A 19745-nucleotide genomic window follows, 5' to 3' on the forward strand; every position below is an offset into this window, starting at 1 on the left:
GCCTGGCCGCGCAGTCCGGGGCGCGGCACGAACCGGCCGGAGCCGGGCTCACCGCCCAGGAGCTGCGGGTCGCCCAGCTGGCCGCCGAGGGGCTCACCAACCGGGAGATCGCGGCCCGGCTGCTGATCAGCCACCGCACGGTCGGGCACCACCTGGGCAGCGTCTACCCCAAGCTCGGCGTCACCTCCCGTGCCGAGCTCGCGCGGCTCGACGTGGCGGGCGACCTGAGGTTCCGCACCCCCGGGCGCAGGCAGTGACCCGGCCGCCGGTAGGTGACCGATCGCGCGCCGGCTCGCGTCGGAAGCGAGCCGTCCCCACCTGCCGTGGGCGAGGCGCGTCCCCGTCCTGGACCACGGTGCCGGCCACCCGTCGGAGGCGGCCGGCACCGTGGCCGGGGAGCGGAGCTCAGAAGCCCCGCGCGAGCCGGTGGTAGGCGTTGTTCCACCGCAGCTCGTGCAGGAAGGTCCGCGGGCTCGTGGTGTCGCCGATGTGCACCAGCTCGGTCCCGACGATCTCGGCCAGGTCGTCCAGGGCCTCGACGCCGACGGCGGTCGACAGCACCGTGTGGTGCGGGCCGCCCGCCATCAGCCAGCACTCGGCCGAGGTGGCCAGCGACGGCTCCGGGACCCAGGTCGCCGTCGCCACCGGCAGCCTCGGCATGGGCTCGTCCGGGTCGACGACCTCGACGTCGTTGCTGACCAGGCGGAAGCGCTCCCCGAGGTCGCAGATGCCGAGCACCACGCCCGGGCCCGGGTCGGCGGTGAACCGCAGCCGGACCGGGTCCTCGCGCCCGCCGATGCCCAGCGGGTGGATCTCCAGCGACGGCCGGGACCCGGTGATGCTCGGGCAGACCTCCAGCATGTGCGCCCCGAGGATGCGTTCGCGGCCGGGCCGCAGGTGGTAGGTGTAGTCCTCCATGAACGACGTGCCGCCGGGCAGCCCGGTGGCGACGACCTTCACCGCGCGCAGCATCGCCGCGGTCTTCCAGTCGCCCTCGGCGCCGAAGCCGTAGCCGTCGGCCATCATGCGCTGCACCGCGAGACCGGGGAGCTGGCGCAGTCCGCCGAGGTCCTCGAAGTTCGTGGTGAACGCCTGCGCGCCCGCCGCCTCCAGGAACGAGCGCAGCCCGATCTCGACCCGCGCGCCGTAGCGGAGCGCCTCGTGCCGGTCGCCGTCGGGGAGCAGTTCGGGGACGACGGCGTAGACCTCGGCGTACTCGGCGACGAGCTTGTCGACGTCGGTGTCGGGGACCTGGTCGACGACGGCGACGAGGTCGTTCACGCCGTAGGTCTGCACCGACATCCCGAAGACCCGGGTGGCCTCGACCCGGTCGCCGTCGGTCACGGCGACGTCGCGCATGGAGTCGCCGAACCGGACCAGCCGCAGCGAGCGCAGCTCGGCGGCACCGGCGGCCGCGCGGGTCCAGGTCCCGATGCGGTCCCGGAGCACCGGGTCGGAGACGTGCCCGGCGACGGTCTTGCGGGCCAGGCCGAGCCGGGTCTGGACGTAGCCGAACTCGCGGTCGCCGTGCGCGGCCTGGTTGAGGTTCATGAAGTCCATGTCGATCTCCGACCAGGGGAGGTCGACACCGGCCTGGGTGTGCAGGTGCAGCAGCGGGCGGGTCAGGGCCTCGAGCCCGGGGATCCACATCTTCGCCGGGGAGAAGGTGTGCATCCAGGTGATGACGCCGAGGCAGCGGTCGTCGGCGTTGGCCTCCAGGCAGATCCGCCGGATGGCGTCGGCGTCGGTGAGGACGGGCTTCCACACCACCCGCACCGGTATCTCGTCGGCGGTGTCGAGCCGGTCGGCGACGACCTTCGACTGGTCGGCGACCTGGGCGAGGGTCTCCTCGCCGTAGAGGCCCTGGCTCCCGGTCAGGAACCAGACCTCGTAGCTGTCGAGCAGCGAGCCACTCATCGGACGTCCCTCCTGCGGGGTGCGGCGGCGCTCAACGCTGCCCGTAGACGTTCTGGTAGCGGTCCCAGAGGCTGTCGATCTCGGCCTGGGGGATGGGCACGGTGTCGCCGAGCTGGCGGGCGAGGTGCACGGTGCGGGCGACGTCCTCGCACATCACCGCGGCCTTCACCGCGGCACGGGCGTCGGCACCGATGGTGAACACGCCGTGGTTCTGCATGATCACGGCGGGGGAGCGGCTGCCGGCCAGTGTCTCGACGACGCCGCGGCCGATCGACTCGTCGCCGATCAGCGAGAACGGACCGATGGGGATGTCCCCGCCGAATTCGTCGCTCATCGCGGTGAGCACGCACGGGATCGGCTCGGCGCGCGCCGCCCATGCGCTGGCGTAGGTGGAGTGGGTGTGCACCACGCCGCCGACCCCGGGCATGGCCCGGTAGACGTGGGCGTGCGCCGCGGTGTCCGACGACGGCGTCAGGTCGCCCTCGACGGGGGTGCCGTGCAGGTCGCACAGCACCATGGTCTGCGGGGTCAGGTCGTCGTAGGAGACCCCGCTGGGCTTGATGACCATCAGGTCGTGGCCGGGGACGCGGGCCGAGACGTTGCCCGCCGTCCAGACGACCAGCCCGTAGCGGACGAGCTCGGCGTGCAGCGCGCACACCTGCTCGCGCAGCCGCGCCACGGTGGCGGCGACGCCGGGGGAGGCCAGGGTGTCGGTCATGCGTCGAGGTCTCCTTCTCGCTGGGCGCGCGCCTCGCGGCGGATCGCGCGCAGGCGGTGCATCACGTCGTCGCCGCCCCGGCCGAAGTGGTCGTGCAGGCGGGTGTACTCGGCGAACAGGGCGTCGTAGGACTTCGCTGACTCCTCGTCGGGCAGGTGTGCGCCCTCCCGGACGCGGCCCATCGCGGCGGCCGCGGTGGGCATGTCGGGGTGGACCCCCGCGGCGACGGCCGCGTGGATCGCCGAGCCCAGGGCCGGGCCCTGCCCGGTCTCGACGACGGTGAGCGGCAGCCGGGTCACGTCGGCGTAGATCTGCATGAGCAGGGCGTTGCGGGTGAGCCCGCCGGAGACGATCAGCTCGGTCACCGGGATGCCGGAGGCCGCGAAGGTCTCCACGATCATCCGGGTGCCGAACGCGGTGGCCTCCAGCAGCGCCCGGTAGGTGTCCTCGGGCCGGGTCGCGAGGGTCTGCCCGACGACGACGCCGGACAGCTCGTGGTCCACCAGCACCGACCGGTTGCCCGAGTGCCAGTCGAGCGCGACGAGCCCGTGCTCGCCGACCGCCTGCCCGGCGGCCAGCTCGGTGAGGTACTCGTGGATGCCGAGCCCGCGCGCCCGGGCGGCCTCGTGGTGGGCGGGCGGCACGCCGTGCTCGACGAACCAGCCGAAGATGTCGCCGACGCCGCTCTGCCCGGCCTCGTAGCCCCAGAGCCCGGAGACGATGCCGCCGTCGACGACACCGCACATCCCGGGCACCTCGCGCAGCACGTCGGAGCTCATGACGTGGCAGGTGCTGGTCCCCATGATCGCGACCATCTGCCCGGGCCGGACGGCGTTCGCCGCGGCGGCGGTGACGTGGGCGTCGACGTTGCCGACGGCGACCGCGATCCCCTCGGGCAGCCCGGTCCAGCCTGCCGCCTCGGCGGTCAGCGTCCCGGCGACGGCGCCCAGCTCACCGATCTCGTGGGCGACCTTGGTCTCGGCGAACCCGGCGAAGGCCGGGTTCAGCGCAGCGAGGAAGTCGCGGCCGGGGTAGGCGCCGTCCTGCAGGATCCCCTTGTAGCCGGCCGAGCAGGCGTTGCGGACGTAGCGGCCGCACAGCTGCCAGACGATCCAGTCCGCGGCCTCGACCCAGCGCTCGGTCCTGGCGTAGACCGCGGGGGCCTCCTCCAGGATCTGCAGACCCTTCGCGAACTCCCACTCCGAGGAGATGAACCCGCCGTAGCGGGGGAGCCAGCTCTCGCCGCGTTCGGCGGCGAGGGCGTTGATGCGGTGGGCCTGCGGCTGGGCGGCGTGGTGGCGCCAGAGCTTGGTGTACGCGTGGGGCTCGTCGGCGAGGTCGGGCACCTCGTTCAGCGGGGTGCCGTCGCGCAGGGTCGGGACCATGGTGCAGGCGGTGAAGTCGGTGGCGATGCCGACCACCCGCGCCGGGTCCACCCCGGCGGCGGCGACCGCCTCGGGGACGGCGCGGCGCAGGACGTCGACGTAGTCCGACGGCACCTGCAGCGCCCAGTCCGGCGGCAGGCGCAGGTCCGGCCGGCCCGGCAGGGCGTCGGTGACGACGGCGTGGGTGTAGGCGTGGACGGCGGTGCCGAGCTCGGCCCCGTCGGCGGCACGGACGACGGCCGCCCGTCCGGACAGCGTCCCGAAGTCGACGCCCACCACGAGGGCGTCGGTGGGGTCGACCGGTGGTCGGATCATGAGCACTTCCTCGGGTCACGAACGCGGCCGACCGGAGACCGGTCGGCGGCCGGATGTTATCGCTAACAGCATATGGGCTCAATGGTCCCCGGACGAGCGAACCCTGCGAACCGTTCACGGCGGTGCACGCTCACTCTCCGGTCGCCGTCGGGTGAGAAAGTGCGGTGGTCGGGGATCGTCGGGCCGGCTCGGGACGGAAAGACGCGGCGCATAACGGACGGGTAACGCCACTTCCGTGGCGACGACGGTGTGGTTAACGTTCACATTTCCGGGTTCAGTTCCCGATCGGGCGCGTCCCGCCCGCTGCCGTCTCGACGAGGAGATCGCCTGTGTTCACGAGGATGCGCACCGTCGCCGTCGGTGCCCTGCTGGTACTGGGTCTGGCCGCCTGCGGCGGCGAGGGCGCCGGGGGAGGTGGCGGCGCGGGGGCCGGGGAGGCACCCGGCGACCTGACGGTCGGGGTCTCCATGCCGACCCAGACCTCCGAGCGGTGGATCGCCGACGGCAATGCCGTCCGCGACCAGCTCACGGCCGCCGGCTACCAGGTGGACCTGCAGTACGCGAACGACGACATCCCCACCCAGTCCCAGCAGATCGACCAGATGGTCACCAGCGGGGCCGACCTCCTGCTCGTCGCGGCCATCGACGGGACCGCCCTGTCCGGGCAGCTGCAGGCGGCCAAGGACGCCGGCATCCCCGTGGTCGCCTACGACCGGCTGATCCGGGAGAGCCCGAACGTCGACTTCTACGTCACCTTCGACAACTTCCAGGTCGGGGTGGCACAGGCGAACGCGCTGCTGCGCGGCATGGGTCTGCAGAACGCCGACGGGTCGCCCGGCCCGGAGCGCGGCCCGGTCGTCGTCGAGCTGTTCGCCGGCTCGCTGGACGACAACAACGCCTTCTACTTCTTCGACGGCGCCATGTCGGTGCTGAAGCCGCTGATCGACGACGGCACGGTCCGGGTGAAGAGCGGTCAGACCACCATCGAGCAGGCCGCCACGCTGCGGTGGGCGCAGGAGACCGCGCAGAAGCGGATGGAGGACCTGCTCACCTCCTCCTACAACGACGGCAGCAGCCCCGACGGCGTCCTCTCGCCCTACGACGGCATCTCCCGCGGTGTCCTCACCGCCCTGCAGAACGCGGGCTTCGGCACCCCGGCCAAGCCGATGCCGACCGTCACCGGCCAGGACGCCGAGATCGCCTCGGTCAAGCTGATCGACGACGGGGTGCAGAGCTCCACGGTCTTCAAGGACACCCGTCAGCTGGCCGAGCAGGCGGTCGTCGCCGCGAAGGCGTTCCTCGACGGGGGCACCCCCGAGGCCAACGACACCACCACCTACGACAACGGGGTGAAGGTCGTCCCGTCCTACCTGCTGCCGGTCCGGACGGTGTTCAAGGCCGACATCGCGCCGGTCCTGGTCGACTCGGGCTACTACACGGCCGAGGACGTCGCCCGCGGCCGCCAGGGCTGAGTCCCGCGACCGGCCCCACCCCTTCCGTGACGGAGGACGACGTGACCGACCACGATCCCGGCGGCGACCCGCCGGACACCATCCTCGAGATGCGCGCCATCACCAAGACCTTCCCGGGGGTGACCGCGCTGTCGGAGGTCTCGCTCGCCGTGCGCCGCGGCGAGATCCACGCGATCTGCGGCGAGAACGGCGCCGGGAAGTCGACGCTGATGAAGGTGCTCTCCGGGGTGCATCCCGCAGGCACCTACGACGGCGAGGTCGTGCTGGACGGCCGGCCCGCCCGGTTCACCGGGATCCGCGACTCCGAGGCCGACGGCGTCGTGATCATCCACCAGGAGCTCGCGCTGGTGCCGCACCTGTCGATCGCCGAGAACGTGTTCCTGGGCAACGAGCGGCGCGGCCGGCTGGGACTGGTCGACTGGCGGCGCACGCACGCCGAGGCCGCCCGCCTGCTCCGCGAGGTGGGGCTCACCGAGAACCCCGCGACGCCGGTGGGCCGGCTCGGTGTCGGCAAGCAGCAGCTCGTCGAGATCGTCAAGGCGATGACCAAGGACGTCCGGCTGCTCATCCTCGACGAGCCGACCGCCGCGCTGAACGACACCGACTCCGCGCACCTGCTCGAGCTGATCAGGCGCTTCCGCGACGACGGCATCACCTCGATCATCATCTCGCACAAGCTCGACGAGATCGTCTCCACCGCCGACCGCACCACCGTCATCCGGGACGGCCGCACCGTCGAGACGTTCACCGTCGCCGACGAGCCCGCCCCGCGGAACCGGATCATCCGCGGGATGGTCGGCCGCGACCTGACCTCCTTCTACCCGGACCGGGTGAGCAGCCCGGGGGACGAGCTGCTGCGGATCACCGACTGGACGGTCTGGCACCCGACCCAGGACCGCAAGGTCGTCGACGCCGCGTCGCTGTCGGTGCGGGCCGGAGAGGTCGTCGGGATCGCCGGGCTGATGGGCGCGGGCCGCACCGAGCTCGCGATGAGCGTGTTCGGGCGGTCCTGGGGCCGCGAGGTCAGCGGCACCCTGGAGGTCGGGGGGCGCGAGGTCCGTGCCCGCTCGGTGCCCGAGGCGATCGAGGCCGGGCTGGCCTACGTCACCGAGGACCGCAAGCACTTCGGCCTGAACCTGATCGACGACATCCGGCGCAACGTGTCCGGTGCGGGACTGCACCGGCTCTCCCGCCGCGGCTGGGTCGACGGCGACGCCGAGCTGCGCGTCGCCGAGACCTACCGGCGCGACCTCGGGATCCGGGCCGCGAGCACGAGCGTCGGGGTGGGCACCCTGTCCGGCGGCAACCAGCAGAAGGTCGTGCTGGCCAAGTGGCTGTTCACCGAGCCCGACGTGCTGATCCTCGACGAACCGACCCGCGGGATCGACGTGGGTGCGCGCTACGAGATCTACGTGATCATCAACCGGCTCGTGGAGGCCGGGAAGGCGGTCCTGGTGATCTCCTCCGAGCTGCCCGAGCTCCTGGGGATCTGCGACCGCGTCTACACCCTGTCGGCCGGACGGATCACCGGTGAGGTGCCGGTCGCCGAGGCCACCCAGGAGGGCCTGATGACCCTCATGACCCAGGAGGCGGAGAGCTCCGCATGACCAGCACCCTCCCGAAGAAGGACCCCTCCTCCGACGAGCGTCCCGGCGCCGGCGCGGCCGCCCTGCACTCCGGCACGAGCAACCTGCGCCGGCTGCTCGCCGGCAACGTCCGCCAGAGCGGGATCGTGATCGCCTTCGTGGCGATCGTCGCGCTGTTCGCGGTGCTCACCGGAGGTGTCTCGCTGAGCCCGGGGAACATCACCAACATCGTCCTGCAGTACTCCTACATCCTGGTCCTCGCGATCGGGATGGTGATCGTCATCGTGGGTGGCCACATCGACCTCTCGGTGGGGTCGGTGGTCGCGCTGACCGGTGCGGTGGCCGCGGTCCTGGTGATCGGCGGCGGCCTGCCGTGGTGGGTCGGCGTCGTCGCGGCCGTCGGCGTCGGGGTGCTGGTCGGTGTCTGGCACGGGTTCTGGGTGGCCTACGTCGGCATCCCCGCCTTCATCGTCACCCTGGCCGGGATGCTGCTGTTCCGCGGCCTGACCCTGCAGGTACTGGGCAACATCTCCCTGTCGCCGTTCCCGGCGGGCTACCAGCAGATCGCGGGCGGCTTCCTCAACGGGCTCATCGGCGGCCAGGGCTACGACGCCTTCACCGTCCTGATCGGCGCACTCGGCGTGGCCGGGTACGCGGTGCTCGCCTACCGCAGCCGGGTCGCCAAGGTGCTCGACCTGCAACAGGTCGAGTCCTTCCCGCTGTTCGCCTGCCGGATCGCACTCGTCGGGCTGGTCGTCATGGCGTTCGCCTGGCAGCTCGCCTCCTCCCGCGGGCTGCCCGTGGTGCTGGTCGTCCTGTCGGTTCTGGTGCTCGCCTACGGGCTGCTCACCCGGCGCACCGTGTTCGGCCGGCACGTCTACGCCCTGGGCGGCAACGCGGCCGCGGCCCGGCTGTCGGGGGTGAAGGTCAAGGCCGTCACGTTCTGGATCTTCGTGAACATGGGCTTCCTGGCCGGGGTGGCCGGTGTCATCTACTCCGCACGCTCCAACGGCGCCCAGCCCGCGGCCGGGAACATGTTCGAGCTCGACGCGATCGCCGCCGCGTTCATCGGCGGTGCCGCGGTGACCGGCGGTGTCGGGACCGTGGTGGGCGCGCTGGTCGGCGGCCTGATCATGGCCGTGATGAGCAACGGGATGCAGCTCATGGGCGTCGACCAGTCCGTGCAGTCGGTCGTGAAGGGACTCGTGCTGCTGTTCGCCGTCGCGTTCGACGTCTGGAACAAGCGGCGCGCCCGTGGCGACGCCTGAGCGGGTGTGATCGCCCTCCGTAGAGGATGATCACGGACGGCTACGCTGCACCGATCGGAGGGGGAGGGGCGTGGGGATCGCGATGGAGCCGGGACCGAGGCCGCAGCGGGCACCGTCGATGTTCGACGTGGCCCGTCGTGCCGGTGTCTCGCACCAGACGGTCTCCCGCGTCCTGAACGCACACCCGAACGTCCGGGAGAGCACCCGGGTGCGGGTCCGGACCGCGATCGAGGAGCTCGGCTACCGGCCGAACCGTGCCGCCCGCACTCTGGTGACCGGCCGCGACCGGGTGCTCGGCGTCGTCGCGCCGCGGTCCACCCTGTTCGGCCCGGTGTCGCTGCTCGCCGCGTTCGAGGAACAGGCGGTCGGCGCCGGGTTCGGCGTGAGCGTCGTGCGGGTGCGCGAGATCGACGGCGGGTCGGTGCGCCAGGCCGTCCAGCGCCACCTCGACGGGCAGGTCGCGGGGATCGTCGTGATCGCGCCGGTGGCGTCGGTGGCCGAGGCGCTCGACACCGTGCCGCGTGACGTCCCGCTCGTCACCGTCGACGGCGATCCCGACCAGCAGCTGCCGATGGCCACGGTCGACCAGGTGGAGGGCGGCCGGATCGCGACCGAGCACCTGCTGGCCGCGGGGCACGCGACCGTCTGGCACGTCGCGGGCCCCACCGACTGGTTCGACGCGGCGGGCCGCGCGGCCGGCTGGGTCGCGGCACTGCACGCGGCCGGGGCCGAGGTGCCCCCGGTGATGGCCGCGGACTGGAGCGCGGACGCCGGGTACCGGGCGGGCGAGCTGATGGCCCGGATGCCCGAGGTGACCGCGGTGTTCGCCGCGAACGACGCGCTGGCCACCGGCCTGCTCCACGCCTTCCACGACCGCGGCCGGAGCATTCCCGGGGACGTCAGCGTCGTCGGGTTCGACGACGTGCCCGTCTCGGCGCACCTCATCCCGCCGCTGACCAGCCTGCGCGCGGACTTCGAGGCCGTCGCCCGCGAGGCGCTCGACCTGCTGCTGAACCACGAGGCCGGACCGGACGTGTCGCAGGCGGTGCACCGGAAGATCGCCCCGGTGCTGGTGTCCCGCGACAGCGTCGGCCCGCCGCCCCGCTGACGTCGTCGTCAGCTCGTGTTCTGGACCTTCGTCGCCAGCAGCTCCCAGCTGCGCCACCAGCTCTCCCGGCGCGGCGCCGGGCCGGTGACGATCAGCTCGTCGGCGTCGGCGTGGGCGGCGAAGTCCTCCAGGTACGCGGTGACGGTATCCGGTGTCCCGACCGCGGTGTAGCGGGTCATCGACCGGATCTGCCCGCCCGAGGCGCTGTCGAGGACGGCGTCGGCCTCGGCGTCGGTGAGCGAGGCCCCGCGACGGCCGGTGAACAGCCGGACCCGGGACCGCTGCACCTCACGCTGGATCTGCTGTGCCTCGTCGTCGGAGTCGGCGGCGATGACGTTCACCCCGGCCAGGACGTGCGGGGCGGACAGCTGCTCCGACGGCCGGAACTCCCGGCGGTAGAGCGCCACGGCCTGCTCCAGGGCGTCCGGCGCGAAGTGCGAGGCGAAGCCGTAGGGCAGTCCCAGCGCGGCTGCGACCTGGGCGCCGTAGAGGGAGGACCCCAGGATCGTCAGCGGGACCCCGGTGCCGCGGCCCGGGTGGGCCTCGACGCCCGGGACCAGGCTGGTGGTCCCGAGGAACGCCTGCAGCTCCTGTACGTCCTGCGGGAAGGTCTCCGACGCGCGCGGGTCCCGCCGCAGCGCCGCGACGGTCGCCTGGTCGGTGCCGGGCGCGCGGCCGAGCCCCAGCTCGATGCGGCCGGGGTGGAGTTCGGCGAGGGTGCCGAACTGCTCGGCGATCTGCAGCGGCGAGTGGTTCGGCAGCATCACGCCGCCGGAGCCGAGCGTGATGCGCTCGGTGTGCGCGGCGACGTGGGCGATGAGCACGCTCGTCGCCGCCGACGCGATCGAGCCCATGTTGTGGTGCTCGGCGTACCAGATCCGGCGGAACCCCCACTCCTCGGCGCGTTGCGCCAGCAGGGTGCTGGCCTCCAGGCCCTGGGCGACGGTCTCACCCCGGGCGACGGTGGCCAGGTCCAGGATCGACAACGGCAGCGGTAGCGGCATGACAGCACCTCACGATCGACATGGTGACCTCTCCGTCAACGAACCGGAGGCGCATCCTCTTCCGCTCCGCGGGATCCGGATCGGAAACGGGGTGAGTACGGGCCGCCGCTACGGTCGCGGCTCGGGGACGAGGGGACGCCGACGCCCGCCACGTGCTGGGCCGCCGGGTCCTCGGCGACGGCTGACCGCGCCGTCCCGTCGCGCCGGCTCAGGACGGCGGGAAGTCCTGCACCCCCAGCGCGACGGCGATCCGGCTCAGCGCCGCCCGGTCCGCCGCGTCGAGCCGGTCGAGGACGAGGGCACGCACCGCGCGCAGATGGGTCGGCGCCGCGGCGTGCACGACGTCGAACCCGGCGTCGGTGAGGGCGGCGAGGGTGTAGCGGCCGTCGTCGGGGTCGGGGGAGCGGTGCATCCAGCCGCGGCCCTCCAGTCGTTTGACCACGTTGGACAGCCGGGACAGCGAGCCGTTCGTCAGGAAGGCGAGCTCGCTCATCCGCAGGCTGCGCCCCGGAGCCTCGGACAGGTGGCTGAGCGTCAGGTACTCGAACAGCGTCAGGCCGTGCGCCTGCTGCAGCGGTGCCTCCAGCCGGCCGGGCAGCAGCATGATCAGCGAGACCAGGCCCGTCCACGCGGCCTTCTCCCCGCTGTCGAGCCACGTCGGCCCGTCACCGCCGGCCTCCGGTGTCGCCCGGTCCGTCATCGCCCGTCGCTCCCGTCCGTGGGTGTCGGAGCGTACTTTACAGGTGAAGCCATGACTTGTAGATTGAATTCATGAATGAAGTCATCGAGCGCGAGACCGCCACCTTCCACGTCACGCCGGGCTACGGTGTGACCGCCCGCGATCTGCTCGGATACAGCCAGGCGGTCCGGATCGGCAACCGGGTGGAGACTTCGGGCCAGGGTGGCTGGGACGACGACCTGGTCGTCGCCGAGGACCTGGAGCAGGAGATCGTGCGGGCGTTCGACAACGTCGGGCGCACGCTCGCCGAGGCGGGCGCGACCTGGGCCGACGTCGTGCACGTGAACTCGTACCACAAGGTCGCGGCCGGGGCCGACGCCATCGGCGACGAGCACAACCGGATCATGGTCCGGGAGTTCCGCAGCCGGCTCGGCGGGCGGGCCCCGGTCTGGACCCAGACCGGCGTCACCGTGCTCGGGCTCGCCGCCATGCGGGTCGAGATCCGGGTGACCGCCCTGGTGGAGGGGCCCGGCTGAGGAGCGCCTCAGCGGGTCCGTTCGTAGTGCCGGCGCGCCTTGGCGCGGTTCCCGCAGACCGCCATCGAGCACCACCGGGCGCGGTTCGCGCGGCTGCGGTCGAGCAGGAACAGCCGGCACGCGTCGTTCGCGCAGGGGCGCAGCCGGCCGGGCAGCTCCTCCTCGACGGCGGCCCAGGCCAGGACGGCCTCGACGGCGAGCCGGGCGTGCGGCGGGGAGACGGTCCGCCAGGTCAGCCGCCCGTCGGTGAACTCCGGCGTCCGGTGCATGCCGTCGAGGAGCGGGGCCAGCGCGACGCCCGGGTCGGCGCCGCCCCGGGCGACCCGGGTCAGGGCGTCCCGCGCGTCGCGCAGGACCGTCAGCTCCTCCGGGCCGCCGTCGCGACGTCGTCGCCGGCCACCTGCGGTGCTTCCTGGAGCGGGTCCCGGCGTGAGGCACGTGCCCGGAGCGGGGCGTGTGATCAGGACCGGCCGTCGCCCCGGGTCCCCCCGCCCGGGTCGCCCAGGACGGCGTCCACGGCCAGGTACAGCGTCTCGGTCTCGGTCCGCAGGATCGGGTCCGCGGCGGGCAGTGCCCGTTCCATGCCGAGTCCGTCGACCACGGTCATGAGGAACCGTGCCCGCGGGGCGTTGTCGCCCGGGGCGAGCGCGCCCTCGTCGACCAGGGTCGTCAGCCAGTACTCGATCCGGCGCCGCACCTCGCGCTCGATGGCGAGGTAGGCCGTCCGGAGCTCCTCGGTCGGCTCGGGTGCGACGAAGGTGTCGATTGCGGTCCGCAGCGCCCGGCGCGCCTGCTCGCCGACCCCTGTGCGGTTCAGCACCTCTCGCAGGCAGGCTGCGAGCCTGTCCCGGGCCGGCACCGCGGTGTCGTGGATGGCGTCGTCGGGGGCGACGAGGTCGTAGACGCGGGTCAGGACCTCGTCCTGCAGCGCCCGCTGGGTCGGGAAGTGGTGGCGCAGCGAGCCGGTGCTGACCCCGGCCCGCGCGGCGACCGCGCGCACGCTCAGCCGGGTCCCCGGGTCCTGGCCGAACAGCTCCATCGCGGCCAGGAGCACCCGGTCCCGGCTGCCGAGCCTCCGACGCTGCGTCTCGTCCACCCCTGGCAGGCTACTAGTACACCGTGTTAGCGTGCCGCCGAACGGACCAATACAGTGTGTTGGTCAGGACGCGGGTTCGGGGGGACCGGATGCTGACCGAGTGGCGACGACACCGCGCCGTCCGACGGGTGAGGCCGGGCGACGGCAGCCCGCTGAAGCATTTCCGCTGGTGGCAGCTGTTCCTGGGGCGCGCCCTGCTGCACCTGGACCTGACCGGCGCCGACGGGCGGCCGGTGCGGTACTCCGTCGACGTGCGCCACCAGGGCAGCGGGGAGACCGGGCAGGTCGTCGCGCAGGTGTATCGCGACGGGCAGCACCACGCGTCGTCGCGGGTACCGGCCGTCGTCCCGGTCGAGGGCGGCGCCATCGAGGTCGCGACGAGCGCGTTCGGGGTGAAGCGCTGCCGGTACGTCACCGCCGCCGGTGCGGTCCGGCAGCTCGTCCCGGACCCGCGCTCGGCGGAGGGCCGCCGGGCCCGCCTGGAGCGCGAGCACCCCTCGCTCAGCCGCGTGCTCGGCGTCGTCTCGGTGGTGGCGCTGGTCGTCGGCGTCGGGCTGAACCTGCTGCAGCTGCTGGAGCCGCTCAGCCGGATCCCGCCGGTCGCGGCGGCGGTCGGAGTGTTCGAGTCGCCGGTCCACCTGCCGATCTGGCTCAACATCGCGCTCGGTGTCGCGGCCGCCCTGGCCAGCACCGAACGCGCGCTGCGGCTGCGCTACCACTGGCTGCTCGACGGCGTCGGCAACTGAGCCGGGCGTGCCCCGGCGGTCCGCCCGCCGGGGCACGCACCCGGTCAGGCGGCCGGCCCCCCGAACCAGCGGCGGACCGGCCGGGTCCTCGGTGACGGGCTGGGGCTCCATGGCGGTCCTCCGGTGGTGGGGGTGCGACCGCCGACGCCTACCCGCCGGCCGGACGCCCATGCCGGTTTCACCGGGAGGCGCCCGGGTAGCCGGGCGCCCGCACCACCGGCGACACCGAGGAGGACCCCATGCGTGCCCTGACCTGGCACGGCCGCCGCGACGTCCGGGTGGACACCGTCCCCGACCCGGTCGTCGAACAGCCTGACGACGTGGTCGTGCAGATCACCAGCTCCGGCCTGTGCGGCTCCGACCTGCACCTCTACGAGGTGCTCACTCCGTTCCTGTCGCCCGGCGACGTCCTCGGCCACGAGCCGATGGGTGTGGTGGCCGAGGTGGGGCCCGCCGTCACCGAGCTGTCGGTCGGCGACCGCGTCGTGATTCCGTTCAACGTCAGCTGCGGGCACTGCTGGATGTGCGAGCGCGGCCTGCAGTCCCAGTGCGAGACCACGCAGAACCGCGAGCAGGGGACCGGCGCGTCCCTGTTCGGCTACACCGCGCTCTACGGCCAGGTGCCCGGCGGCCAGGCCGAGTACCTGCGGGTGCCGTTCGGCAACTCGCTGCCGATCCGGGTGCCCCAGGGGCCGCCGGACGACCGGTTCCTGTTCCTGTCCGACGTGCTGCCGACGGCGTACCAGGCCGTGCAGTACGCCGCGACCCCCGCCGACGGGACGCTGGTGGTGCTGGGGCTCGGACCGATCGGGGACATGTGCACCCGGATCGCCGCCCACCTGGGCGTGCGGCAGGTGGTCGGTGTCGACCTCGTGCCCGAGCGCCTGGCCCGGGTCGAGGCGCGTGGGATCCCGGCGCTGGACCTGAGCCACGGCGACGACGAGGTGCTCGGCGCGATCCGGTCGATGACCAGGGGCCGTGGCGCCGACGCTGTCATCGACGCGGTCGGCATGGAGGCCCACGGGTCCCCGGTCGCGGCCGCCGCCCAGAAGGTGGTGGCCGCGATGCCCTCCGGGCTGGGCCGCACGGTCATGAAGACCGCGGGCAGCGACCGCACCGCGGCGCTGGAGCTGGCGATCGGCGCGGTGCGCCGGGGCGGCACGATCTCCCTGTCGGGGGTCTACGGCGGCAGCGCCACCCCGCTGCCGCTGCTCACCCTGTTCGACAAGCAGGTGCAGATGCGGATGGGGCAGGCCAACGTGTGGCGCTGGGTCCCCGACCTGCTCCCGCTGCTCGGTGACGACGACCCGCTCGGCGTCGACCACTTCGCCACCCACCGGATGCCGCTGGAGGAGGCCGCCCAGGCCTACTCGATGTTCCAGGACAAGACCGACGGTGCGGTGAAGGTGCTCTTCACCCCCTGAGCCCGGCACCGCCCCCGGGTCCGGTCCCGGGACCGGGGGACCGGTCAGCGGGCCTCGTCCTCGCGGTGGTCCTCGGCGAGCGCCTCCGCGCGGGCCTCGGCGCCGGTCCGGCCAGCGTAGCCCTCGTCGCGCCCGGCGACGCGGCCCACGAACTCGCCCGACGCGCCGGTGCCGGTGGTGGACGCCGAGTCGCCGTCCTCCCGGGGCAGGCCGCCGGTCTCGCGGGAGTTGGCCAGGTTCGGGTCGGGCTCGACGTCCTCGGCCGGGCCGCGTCCGCGCAGCCGGTCCACCAGTCGTCCCAGGAAGGAGGTCATGCGGAAGGGGTACCTCCGGCGGCCGCGCTCACACGTGCGGCCCCGGACCGCGTGGTCGGGCGCCGCGGACGGGGCGGGTCGGCCGCGGAACCCTGCCCCCGAGCTGCTCCGGCGAACGCCCGCGGCTGCCCGCGATCGTGCTGTACGTCGGTGTGCCGGACGGACGGCCGCGGACGGTGTCCGGATGCACCGGCGCCGGGTGACCTCAGGTGTTGGTCGGGAAGCCGAGGTTCAGCCCGGCGTGGCTCGGGTCGAGCCAGCGGGTGGTGACGACCTTGCCCCGGGTGAAGAAGTGCACGCCCTCGGTGCCGTGCGCGTGGGTGTCGCCGAACAGCGAGTTCTTCCAGCCGCCGAAGCTGTAGTAGGCCATCGGCACGGGCACCGGCACGTTGATGCCGATCATGCCGACCTCGACCTCGTTCTGGAAGCGGCGGGCGGCGCCGCCGTCGTTGGTGAAGATCGCGGTGCCGTTGCCGTAGGGGTTGGCGTTGATCAGCTCGACGGCGCGCGCGTAGGTCTCGACGCGCACCACCGACAGCACCGGGCCGAAGATCTCGTCGGTGTAGACGGTCATGTCGGTGCCGACGTGGTCGAGCAGGGTGGGGCCGACGAAGAAGCCGGACCCGTCGGCGTCGAACTCGCCCTGCCTGCCGTCGACGACGACGGTGGCGCCCTCGGACTCGCCGGCGTCGATGTAGCCCGACACCCGCTCCTGGGCGGCCCGCGTGACCAGCGGGCCCATGTCGCAGGAGCGGCGGCCGTCGCCGGTGCGCAGGGCGCGGGCCCGGTCGGCGATCTTCGAGACCAGGGTGTCGGCGATGGCGCCGACGGCCACGAGCGCGGAGACGGCCATGCAGCGTTCGCCCGCGGAGCCGAACCCGGCGTTGACCGCCTGGTCGGCGGCGAGGTCGAGGTCGGCGTCGGGCAGCACGACCATGTGGTTCTTCGCCCCGCCGAGCGCCTGGACGCGCTTGCCGTGCGCGGTGCCGGTCTCGTAGACGTAGCGGGCGATCGGGGTGGAGCCGACGAAGCTGACGGACTTGACGTCCGGGCTGGTCAGCAGCGCGTCGACGGCGGTCCTGTCCCCGTTGAGGACGTTGAACACGCCGTCGGGCAGGCCGGCCTCGGACCACAGCTCGGCGATCCAGAGCGCGGCGGAGGGCACCTTCTCCGAGGGCTTGAGCACCACGGTGTTGCCGGTGGCGATCGCGACCGGGAAGAACCACATCGGGACCATCGCCGGGAAGTTGAACGGGCTGATGATCCCGACGACGCCCAGCGGCTGGCGGACCGAGTGCACGTCGACGCCGGTGGAGGCGTTCTCGGTCGCCGAGCCCTTGAGCAGGTGCGGCATCCCGCAGGCGAACTCGACGACCTCCTGGCCGCGCGCGACCTCGCCCGCGGCGTCGGAGAGCACCTTGCCGTGCTCGGCGGTGATCAGCGCGGCCAGCTCCGGGGCGCGGGCGTCGAGCAGCTCGCGGAAGCGGAACAGGATCTGGGTGCGCGTGGTCAGCGAGGTGTCGCGCCAGGCCGGGAACGCGGCCTTCGCGGCGGCGATCACCTCGGCGGCCTCGTCGGCGCTCGCGAGGGGCAGGTGCGCGGTGACCTCGCCGGTGGCCGGGTCGGTGACCTCGGACGTCCGCCCGGAGGTGCCCTCGACCCGCGCTCCCGCGACCCAGTGGTGGAGCGTCTTCTGCAACGTGCTCGTCATGATCGGCCCTTCTCAGCTGGTCGGGCGCCAGCGTCTCACCCGGCCCGGCCGGGGGCGAGCCCGTGCTCCAGCGGCAGCCCCCGGCCGGCGACGACGTCCTTCATCACCAGCGTCGAGGACAGCCGCTGCACCCCGGGCAGGGTGGTGAGGCGCTCGTCGTAGAGCCGCTGGAACGCGGGCAGGTCCCGGGTGATGATCCGCAGCAGGTAGTCCGGGTCGCCGAACAGCCGCTGCGCGGCGACGACCTGCTCGATGTCCTCGACGGCCGACTCGAACGCCTGCACCGTGTCCTGCACCGCCTCGTGCATGGTCACGAACACCAGCGCGTCGAAGCCCAGGCCGAGCCGGTGCGCGTCGAGGTGGGCGCGGTAGCCCGCGATCGCCCCGGAGGACTCCAGGGCGCGCAGCCTGCGGTGGCACGGCGACACCGACAGCCGCACCCGTTCGGCCAGCTCGGTGACGGTCAGACGTCCGTCGGACTGCAGCTCGGCAAGAATTTTCCGGTCAATCGCGTCCACGGAGGGGATTCTTGCACCACACGGGGCGTGTGATGGGAACATCGGGAACACCTGTCGGCGCATCCTGCCTAGGATCGGGGCATGCCGATCGGAAGCGTGCTGGGGTTCTCCGGCCTGTCGTTGCTGCTGGTCCTGACACCCGGCGCGGACTGGGCGTACATGATCCGCGCGGGGCTGCGCGGGCGGACGCTGCTGCCGTCGCTGGCAGGTCTGCTCAGCGGGCACCTGGCACTCGCCGCGCTCGTCGCGGCCGGGATCGCGGCGGTCGTCGCGCGCCGGCCGGAGGTCCTCACCGTGCTGACCGCCGTCGGTGCCGCCTACCTGCTGGTGCTCGGCGCGACGACGCTGCTCCGCCCGGCCGGCCCCGCCGCCGCGGCCGTGGACGGCGGCGGGTCCGGGCTCGGAGACCTGGTCCGCGGCGCCGGGGTCAGCGGGCTCAACCCGAAGGCGCTGCTGCTGTTCCTGGCGCTGCTGCCGCAGTTCACCGACCCGGCCGCCGCGGTCCCCGTCGGCGGGCAGATCCTCCTGCTCGGCCTGGTGCACGTGCTGGGTTGTGCCCTCGTCTACACCGGCGTGGGCGTCGGCGCCCGCACCGTCCTGGCCGCGCGGCCCGCCGCGGCGCGCGTCGTGTCCCGGGTCGCGGGCGCCGCGATGGTGACCCTCGGCGCCGTCCTGCTGGCGTCCCAGCTCATTACGGTGTAATCCTGTAATCATCGATGCGGGAGGTGCGCGATGACAGGACGAGGACGCGGACGGGGCGGCTGGCAGCAGGCCGACCTCCCCCCGGCCGACGACGCCGCGGCGTGGTTCACCGGACGGCTGCCCGACGGGTGGTTCACCGGCGCGCCGGAGGTGACGGTCGACCGGGACGAGATCGTCGTGGTGGGGGAGCTGCCCCCGCCGGGCGGCGACCACCCCGACACCGATGCGGGACGGGCCGACGCCGCGGCCGCCGAGACCGGGCGGATCTCGCGGTTCCGCGAGGAGACCCGGGACCGGCGGATCGAGATCGCCCGCGAGGCCGAGAGCCGCTACCGGCGCAAGGTCGCCTGGGGCGCGCGGGTCGGCGGGACGCGCGAGCTGTTCACGACGATCTCGGTGCCGGTGATGACCCGGCTGCGTCAGCCCGAGCGGGCGGTGCTCGACACCCTCGTCGACGCCGGCGTGGCCCGGTCCCGGTCGGACGCGCTGGCCTGGTCGGTGCGGCTGGTCGGCCGGCACGCCGACGAGTGGCTGACCGACCTGCGCGAGGCGATGGGACGGGTGGAGGAACTGCGCTCCCAGGGCCCGGAGTGACCCCGCGCTGAGACGGTCGGCCGCTGCCGCTCGCCCGGACGTCGCTCCGGCCGGTCTCACCCGACCCGCAACACGTCACGCACCGGGTCGAACTCCACTGCGCCCGTCGCGTGCAGCTCGCGCAGCCAGCCCGCCATGGGCCACCACCCCCAGCGGTCGTGGAACAGCCGGGCGTTGCCGACGATCTCGGCGATCCGGGCCGGGTCGGTCCGGGCCGGCGGATGGTGCTGGTGGTACGCGTGCGCCCCGCCCACCCACACCAGGTCCAGCCCGCAGGAGAGCGCGAAGTCGGTGTCTTCGCCGCCGTAGCCGGCGTAGTCCTCGCAGAACCCGCCGCCGGCCCGCCACGCGTCGGCGGTGACGGCGAACGACAGCGACCAGAACAGCTCCCGGCGCGGCTCGGCGACCAGCGCCCCGTCGGCCGGCGCCGGGCGCGCCGGGTGCGGGTCGGTGTGACGGTACAGGTCCCGTTCCGGCAGCACCCCCGCCGGCAGGTAGGTGACCGGCCCGCACAGCAGTGCGTCCGGGCGTCGTGCCGCGGCGCGGAGGTAGCCGTCGACCAGGCCGTCCCCGGGCAGGCAGTCGACGTCGAGGAACACCAGCAGCGTCGCCCCGCCGGCGAGCGCGGCGCCCGCCCCGGCGTTGCGCGCCG

At 73.4% G+C, this 19745-nt stretch carries 20 protein-coding genes and 1 pseudogene; 10 read left to right on the top strand and 11 right to left on the bottom strand.

Translation table 11 applies throughout. The features are described from left to right. Positions 1-257: helix-turn-helix domain-containing protein (locus GTW08_RS23480; RefSeq protein ID WP_161152540.1), on the top strand; the 257-nt coding region annotated here is incomplete at its 5' end. Between the two features lie 148 nt (positions 258-405). Here GTW08_RS23480 and araA read toward each other — a convergent pair. From araA to araB, 3 genes are read right to left on the bottom strand one after another with little or no spacing between them, the layout of a single operon-like run. Further along, entirely contained in the window at positions 406-1917 is a 1512-nt protein-coding gene (araA, locus tag GTW08_RS23485; RefSeq protein ID WP_073575107.1) for an L-arabinose isomerase, read from the bottom strand. A gap of 31 nt (positions 1918-1948) precedes the next feature. Continuing rightward, the gene (locus GTW08_RS23490) at positions 1949-2635 is read right to left on the bottom strand and encodes an L-ribulose-5-phosphate 4-epimerase (RefSeq protein WP_073575106.1); all 687 of its coding nucleotides are present in this window, start codon (positions 2633-2635) and stop codon (positions 1949-1951) included. Further along, complete coding sequence (gene araB / locus GTW08_RS23495) at positions 2632-4335, bottom strand: ribulokinase (RefSeq protein ID WP_073575105.1); 1704 nt, start codon at positions 4333-4335, stop codon at positions 2632-2634. Before araB ends, GTW08_RS23490 begins: the two co-directional genes overlap by 4 nt. Before the next feature lie 329 nt (positions 4336-4664). Between araB and chvE the strand changes: the two genes are divergently transcribed. The 4 genes from chvE to GTW08_RS23515 all read left to right on the top strand — a co-directional run bounded on the left by chvE (position 4665) and on the right by GTW08_RS23515 (position 9769). Further along, a complete protein-coding gene (chvE, locus tag GTW08_RS23500; protein WP_226369474.1) occupies positions 4665-5807 on the top strand; it encodes a multiple monosaccharide ABC transporter substrate-binding protein in 1143 nt (380 codons plus the stop codon). 89 nt (positions 5808-5896) lie between these two features. After that, positions 5897-7414, top strand: a complete 1518-nt coding sequence (locus GTW08_RS23505) for a sugar ABC transporter ATP-binding protein (protein ID WP_073575378.1) — start codon at positions 5897-5899, stop codon at positions 7412-7414. Further along, entirely contained in the window at positions 7411-8661 is a 1251-nt protein-coding gene (mmsB, locus tag GTW08_RS23510; protein ID WP_073575104.1) for a multiple monosaccharide ABC transporter permease, read from the top strand. The genes GTW08_RS23505 and mmsB overlap by 4 nt, the downstream gene beginning before the upstream one ends. Before the next feature lie 70 nt (positions 8662-8731). Beyond that, entirely contained in the window at positions 8732-9769 is a 1038-nt protein-coding gene (locus GTW08_RS23515) for a LacI family DNA-binding transcriptional regulator (protein ID WP_253068320.1), read from the top strand. A gap of 8 nt (positions 9770-9777) precedes the next feature. On the opposite strand, the gene GTW08_RS23520 is transcribed toward GTW08_RS23515, so the two are convergent. Together GTW08_RS23520 and GTW08_RS23525 are read right to left on the bottom strand one after the other, a co-directional pair. Beyond that, on the bottom strand, positions 9778-10773 hold the full coding sequence (locus tag GTW08_RS23520) for an LLM class flavin-dependent oxidoreductase (protein ID WP_073575103.1): 996 nt from the start codon (positions 10771-10773) through the stop codon (positions 9778-9780). A gap of 208 nt (positions 10774-10981) precedes the next feature. Continuing rightward, positions 10982-11473: a MarR family winged helix-turn-helix transcriptional regulator gene (locus tag GTW08_RS23525; RefSeq protein WP_073575102.1), complete on the bottom strand. Its 492-nt coding sequence runs from the start codon at positions 11471-11473 to the stop codon at positions 10982-10984. 71 nt (positions 11474-11544) lie between these two features. On the opposite strand from GTW08_RS23525, the gene GTW08_RS23530 reads away from it, so the two are divergent. Next, positions 11545-11988 carry a Rid family hydrolase gene (locus GTW08_RS23530; RefSeq protein WP_073575101.1) on the top strand — a complete coding sequence of 148 codons (444 nt, stop codon included), beginning with the start codon at positions 11545-11547 and terminating at the stop codon, positions 11986-11988. An 8-nt stretch (positions 11989-11996) separates the two neighbouring features. Here the strand turns inward: GTW08_RS23530 and GTW08_RS23535 are convergent. Together GTW08_RS23535 and GTW08_RS23540 are read right to left on the bottom strand one after the other, a co-directional pair. Continuing rightward, positions 11997-12389: pseudogene (locus GTW08_RS23535) on the bottom strand (CGNR zinc finger domain-containing protein); the annotation flags it as partial. Positions 12390-12448: 59 nt separating this feature from the next. Further along, on the bottom strand, positions 12449-13084 hold the full coding sequence (locus GTW08_RS23540) for a TetR/AcrR family transcriptional regulator (RefSeq protein WP_304580088.1): 636 nt from the start codon (positions 13082-13084) through the stop codon (positions 12449-12451). Positions 13085-13212: 128 nt separating this feature from the next. Here GTW08_RS23540 and GTW08_RS23545 point away from each other — a divergent pair, with 128 nt between their 5' ends. Both GTW08_RS23545 and GTW08_RS23550 read left to right on the top strand, forming a co-directional pair. Further along, positions 13213-13830 carry a hypothetical protein gene (locus GTW08_RS23545; protein WP_304580087.1) on the top strand — a complete coding sequence of 206 codons (618 nt, stop codon included), beginning with the start codon at positions 13213-13215 and terminating at the stop codon, positions 13828-13830. A gap of 239 nt (positions 13831-14069) precedes the next feature. Beyond that, positions 14070-15254 carry an alcohol dehydrogenase catalytic domain-containing protein gene (locus GTW08_RS23550; protein WP_073575089.1) on the top strand — a complete coding sequence of 395 codons (1185 nt, stop codon included), beginning with the start codon at positions 14070-14072 and terminating at the stop codon, positions 15252-15254. 44 nt (positions 15255-15298) lie between these two features. On the opposite strand, the gene GTW08_RS23555 is transcribed toward GTW08_RS23550, so the two are convergent. The 3 genes from GTW08_RS23555 to GTW08_RS23565 form a co-directional block, all read right to left on the bottom strand. Then, a complete protein-coding gene (locus GTW08_RS23555; RefSeq protein WP_073575088.1) occupies positions 15299-15568 on the bottom strand; it encodes a hypothetical protein in 270 nt (89 codons plus the stop codon). Positions 15569-15773: 205 nt separating this feature from the next. Beyond that, positions 15774-17279, bottom strand: a complete 1506-nt coding sequence (locus GTW08_RS23560) for a CoA-acylating methylmalonate-semialdehyde dehydrogenase (RefSeq protein ID WP_083658348.1) — start codon at positions 17277-17279, stop codon at positions 15774-15776. A 35-nt stretch (positions 17280-17314) separates the two neighbouring features. Continuing rightward, entirely contained in the window at positions 17315-17797 is a 483-nt protein-coding gene (locus GTW08_RS23565; RefSeq protein WP_073575087.1) for an Lrp/AsnC family transcriptional regulator, read from the bottom strand. A gap of 81 nt (positions 17798-17878) precedes the next feature. On the opposite strand from GTW08_RS23565, the gene GTW08_RS23570 reads away from it, so the two are divergent. After that, on the top strand, positions 17879-18499 hold the full coding sequence (locus tag GTW08_RS23570; RefSeq protein WP_073575086.1) for a LysE family translocator: 621 nt from the start codon (positions 17879-17881) through the stop codon (positions 18497-18499). A 30-nt stretch (positions 18500-18529) separates the two neighbouring features. Further along, the gene (locus GTW08_RS23575; protein ID WP_073575085.1) at positions 18530-19093 is read left to right on the top strand and encodes a hypothetical protein; all 564 of its coding nucleotides are present in this window, start codon (positions 18530-18532) and stop codon (positions 19091-19093) included. A gap of 56 nt (positions 19094-19149) precedes the next feature. On the opposite strand, the gene GTW08_RS23580 is transcribed toward GTW08_RS23575, so the two are convergent. After that, positions 19150-19745 (bottom strand): glycosyltransferase family 2 protein (locus GTW08_RS23580; RefSeq protein ID WP_161152541.1); only part of this gene is annotated, 596 nt, incomplete at its 5' end.

Source organism: Pseudonocardia sp. SID8383, from assembly GCF_009864975.1.
Classification (GTDB): domain Bacteria; phylum Actinomycetota; class Actinomycetes; order Mycobacteriales; family Pseudonocardiaceae; genus Pseudonocardia; species Pseudonocardia alni.

Coding starts and splice junctions, on each gene's coding strand:
- GTW08_RS23520 (WP_073575103.1), bottom strand. CDS start 10,773: ATGCCGCTACCGCTGCCGTTGTCGATCCTGGACCTGGCCACCGTCGCC.
- GTW08_RS23505 (WP_073575378.1), top strand. CDS start 5,897: ATGCGCGCCATCACCAAGACCTTCCCGGGGGTGACCGCGCTGTCGGAG.
- GTW08_RS23550 (WP_073575089.1), top strand. CDS start 14,070: ATGCGTGCCCTGACCTGGCACGGCCGCCGCGACGTCCGGGTGGACACC.
- araA (WP_073575107.1), bottom strand. CDS start 1,917: ATGAGTGGCTCGCTGCTCGACAGCTACGAGGTCTGGTTCCTGACCGGG.
- araB (WP_073575105.1), bottom strand. CDS start 4,335: ATGATCCGACCACCGGTCGACCCCACCGACGCCCTCGTGGTGGGCGTC.
- GTW08_RS23570 (WP_073575086.1), top strand. CDS start 17,879: ATGCCGATCGGAAGCGTGCTGGGGTTCTCCGGCCTGTCGTTGCTGCTG.
- GTW08_RS23555 (WP_073575088.1), bottom strand. CDS start 15,568: ATGACCTCCTTCCTGGGACGACTGGTGGACCGGCTGCGCGGACGCGGC.
- mmsB (WP_073575104.1), top strand. CDS start 7,411: ATGACCAGCACCCTCCCGAAGAAGGACCCCTCCTCCGACGAGCGTCCC.
- GTW08_RS23525 (WP_073575102.1), bottom strand. CDS start 11,473: ATGACGGACCGGGCGACACCGGAGGCCGGCGGTGACGGGCCGACGTGG.
- GTW08_RS23530 (WP_073575101.1), top strand. CDS start 11,545: ATGAATGAAGTCATCGAGCGCGAGACCGCCACCTTCCACGTCACGCCG.
- GTW08_RS23575 (WP_073575085.1), top strand. CDS start 18,530: ATGACAGGACGAGGACGCGGACGGGGCGGCTGGCAGCAGGCCGACCTC.
- GTW08_RS23490 (WP_073575106.1), bottom strand. CDS start 2,635: ATGACCGACACCCTGGCCTCCCCCGGCGTCGCCGCCACCGTGGCGCGG.
- GTW08_RS23560 (WP_083658348.1), bottom strand. CDS start 17,279: ATGACGAGCACGTTGCAGAAGACGCTCCACCACTGGGTCGCGGGAGCG.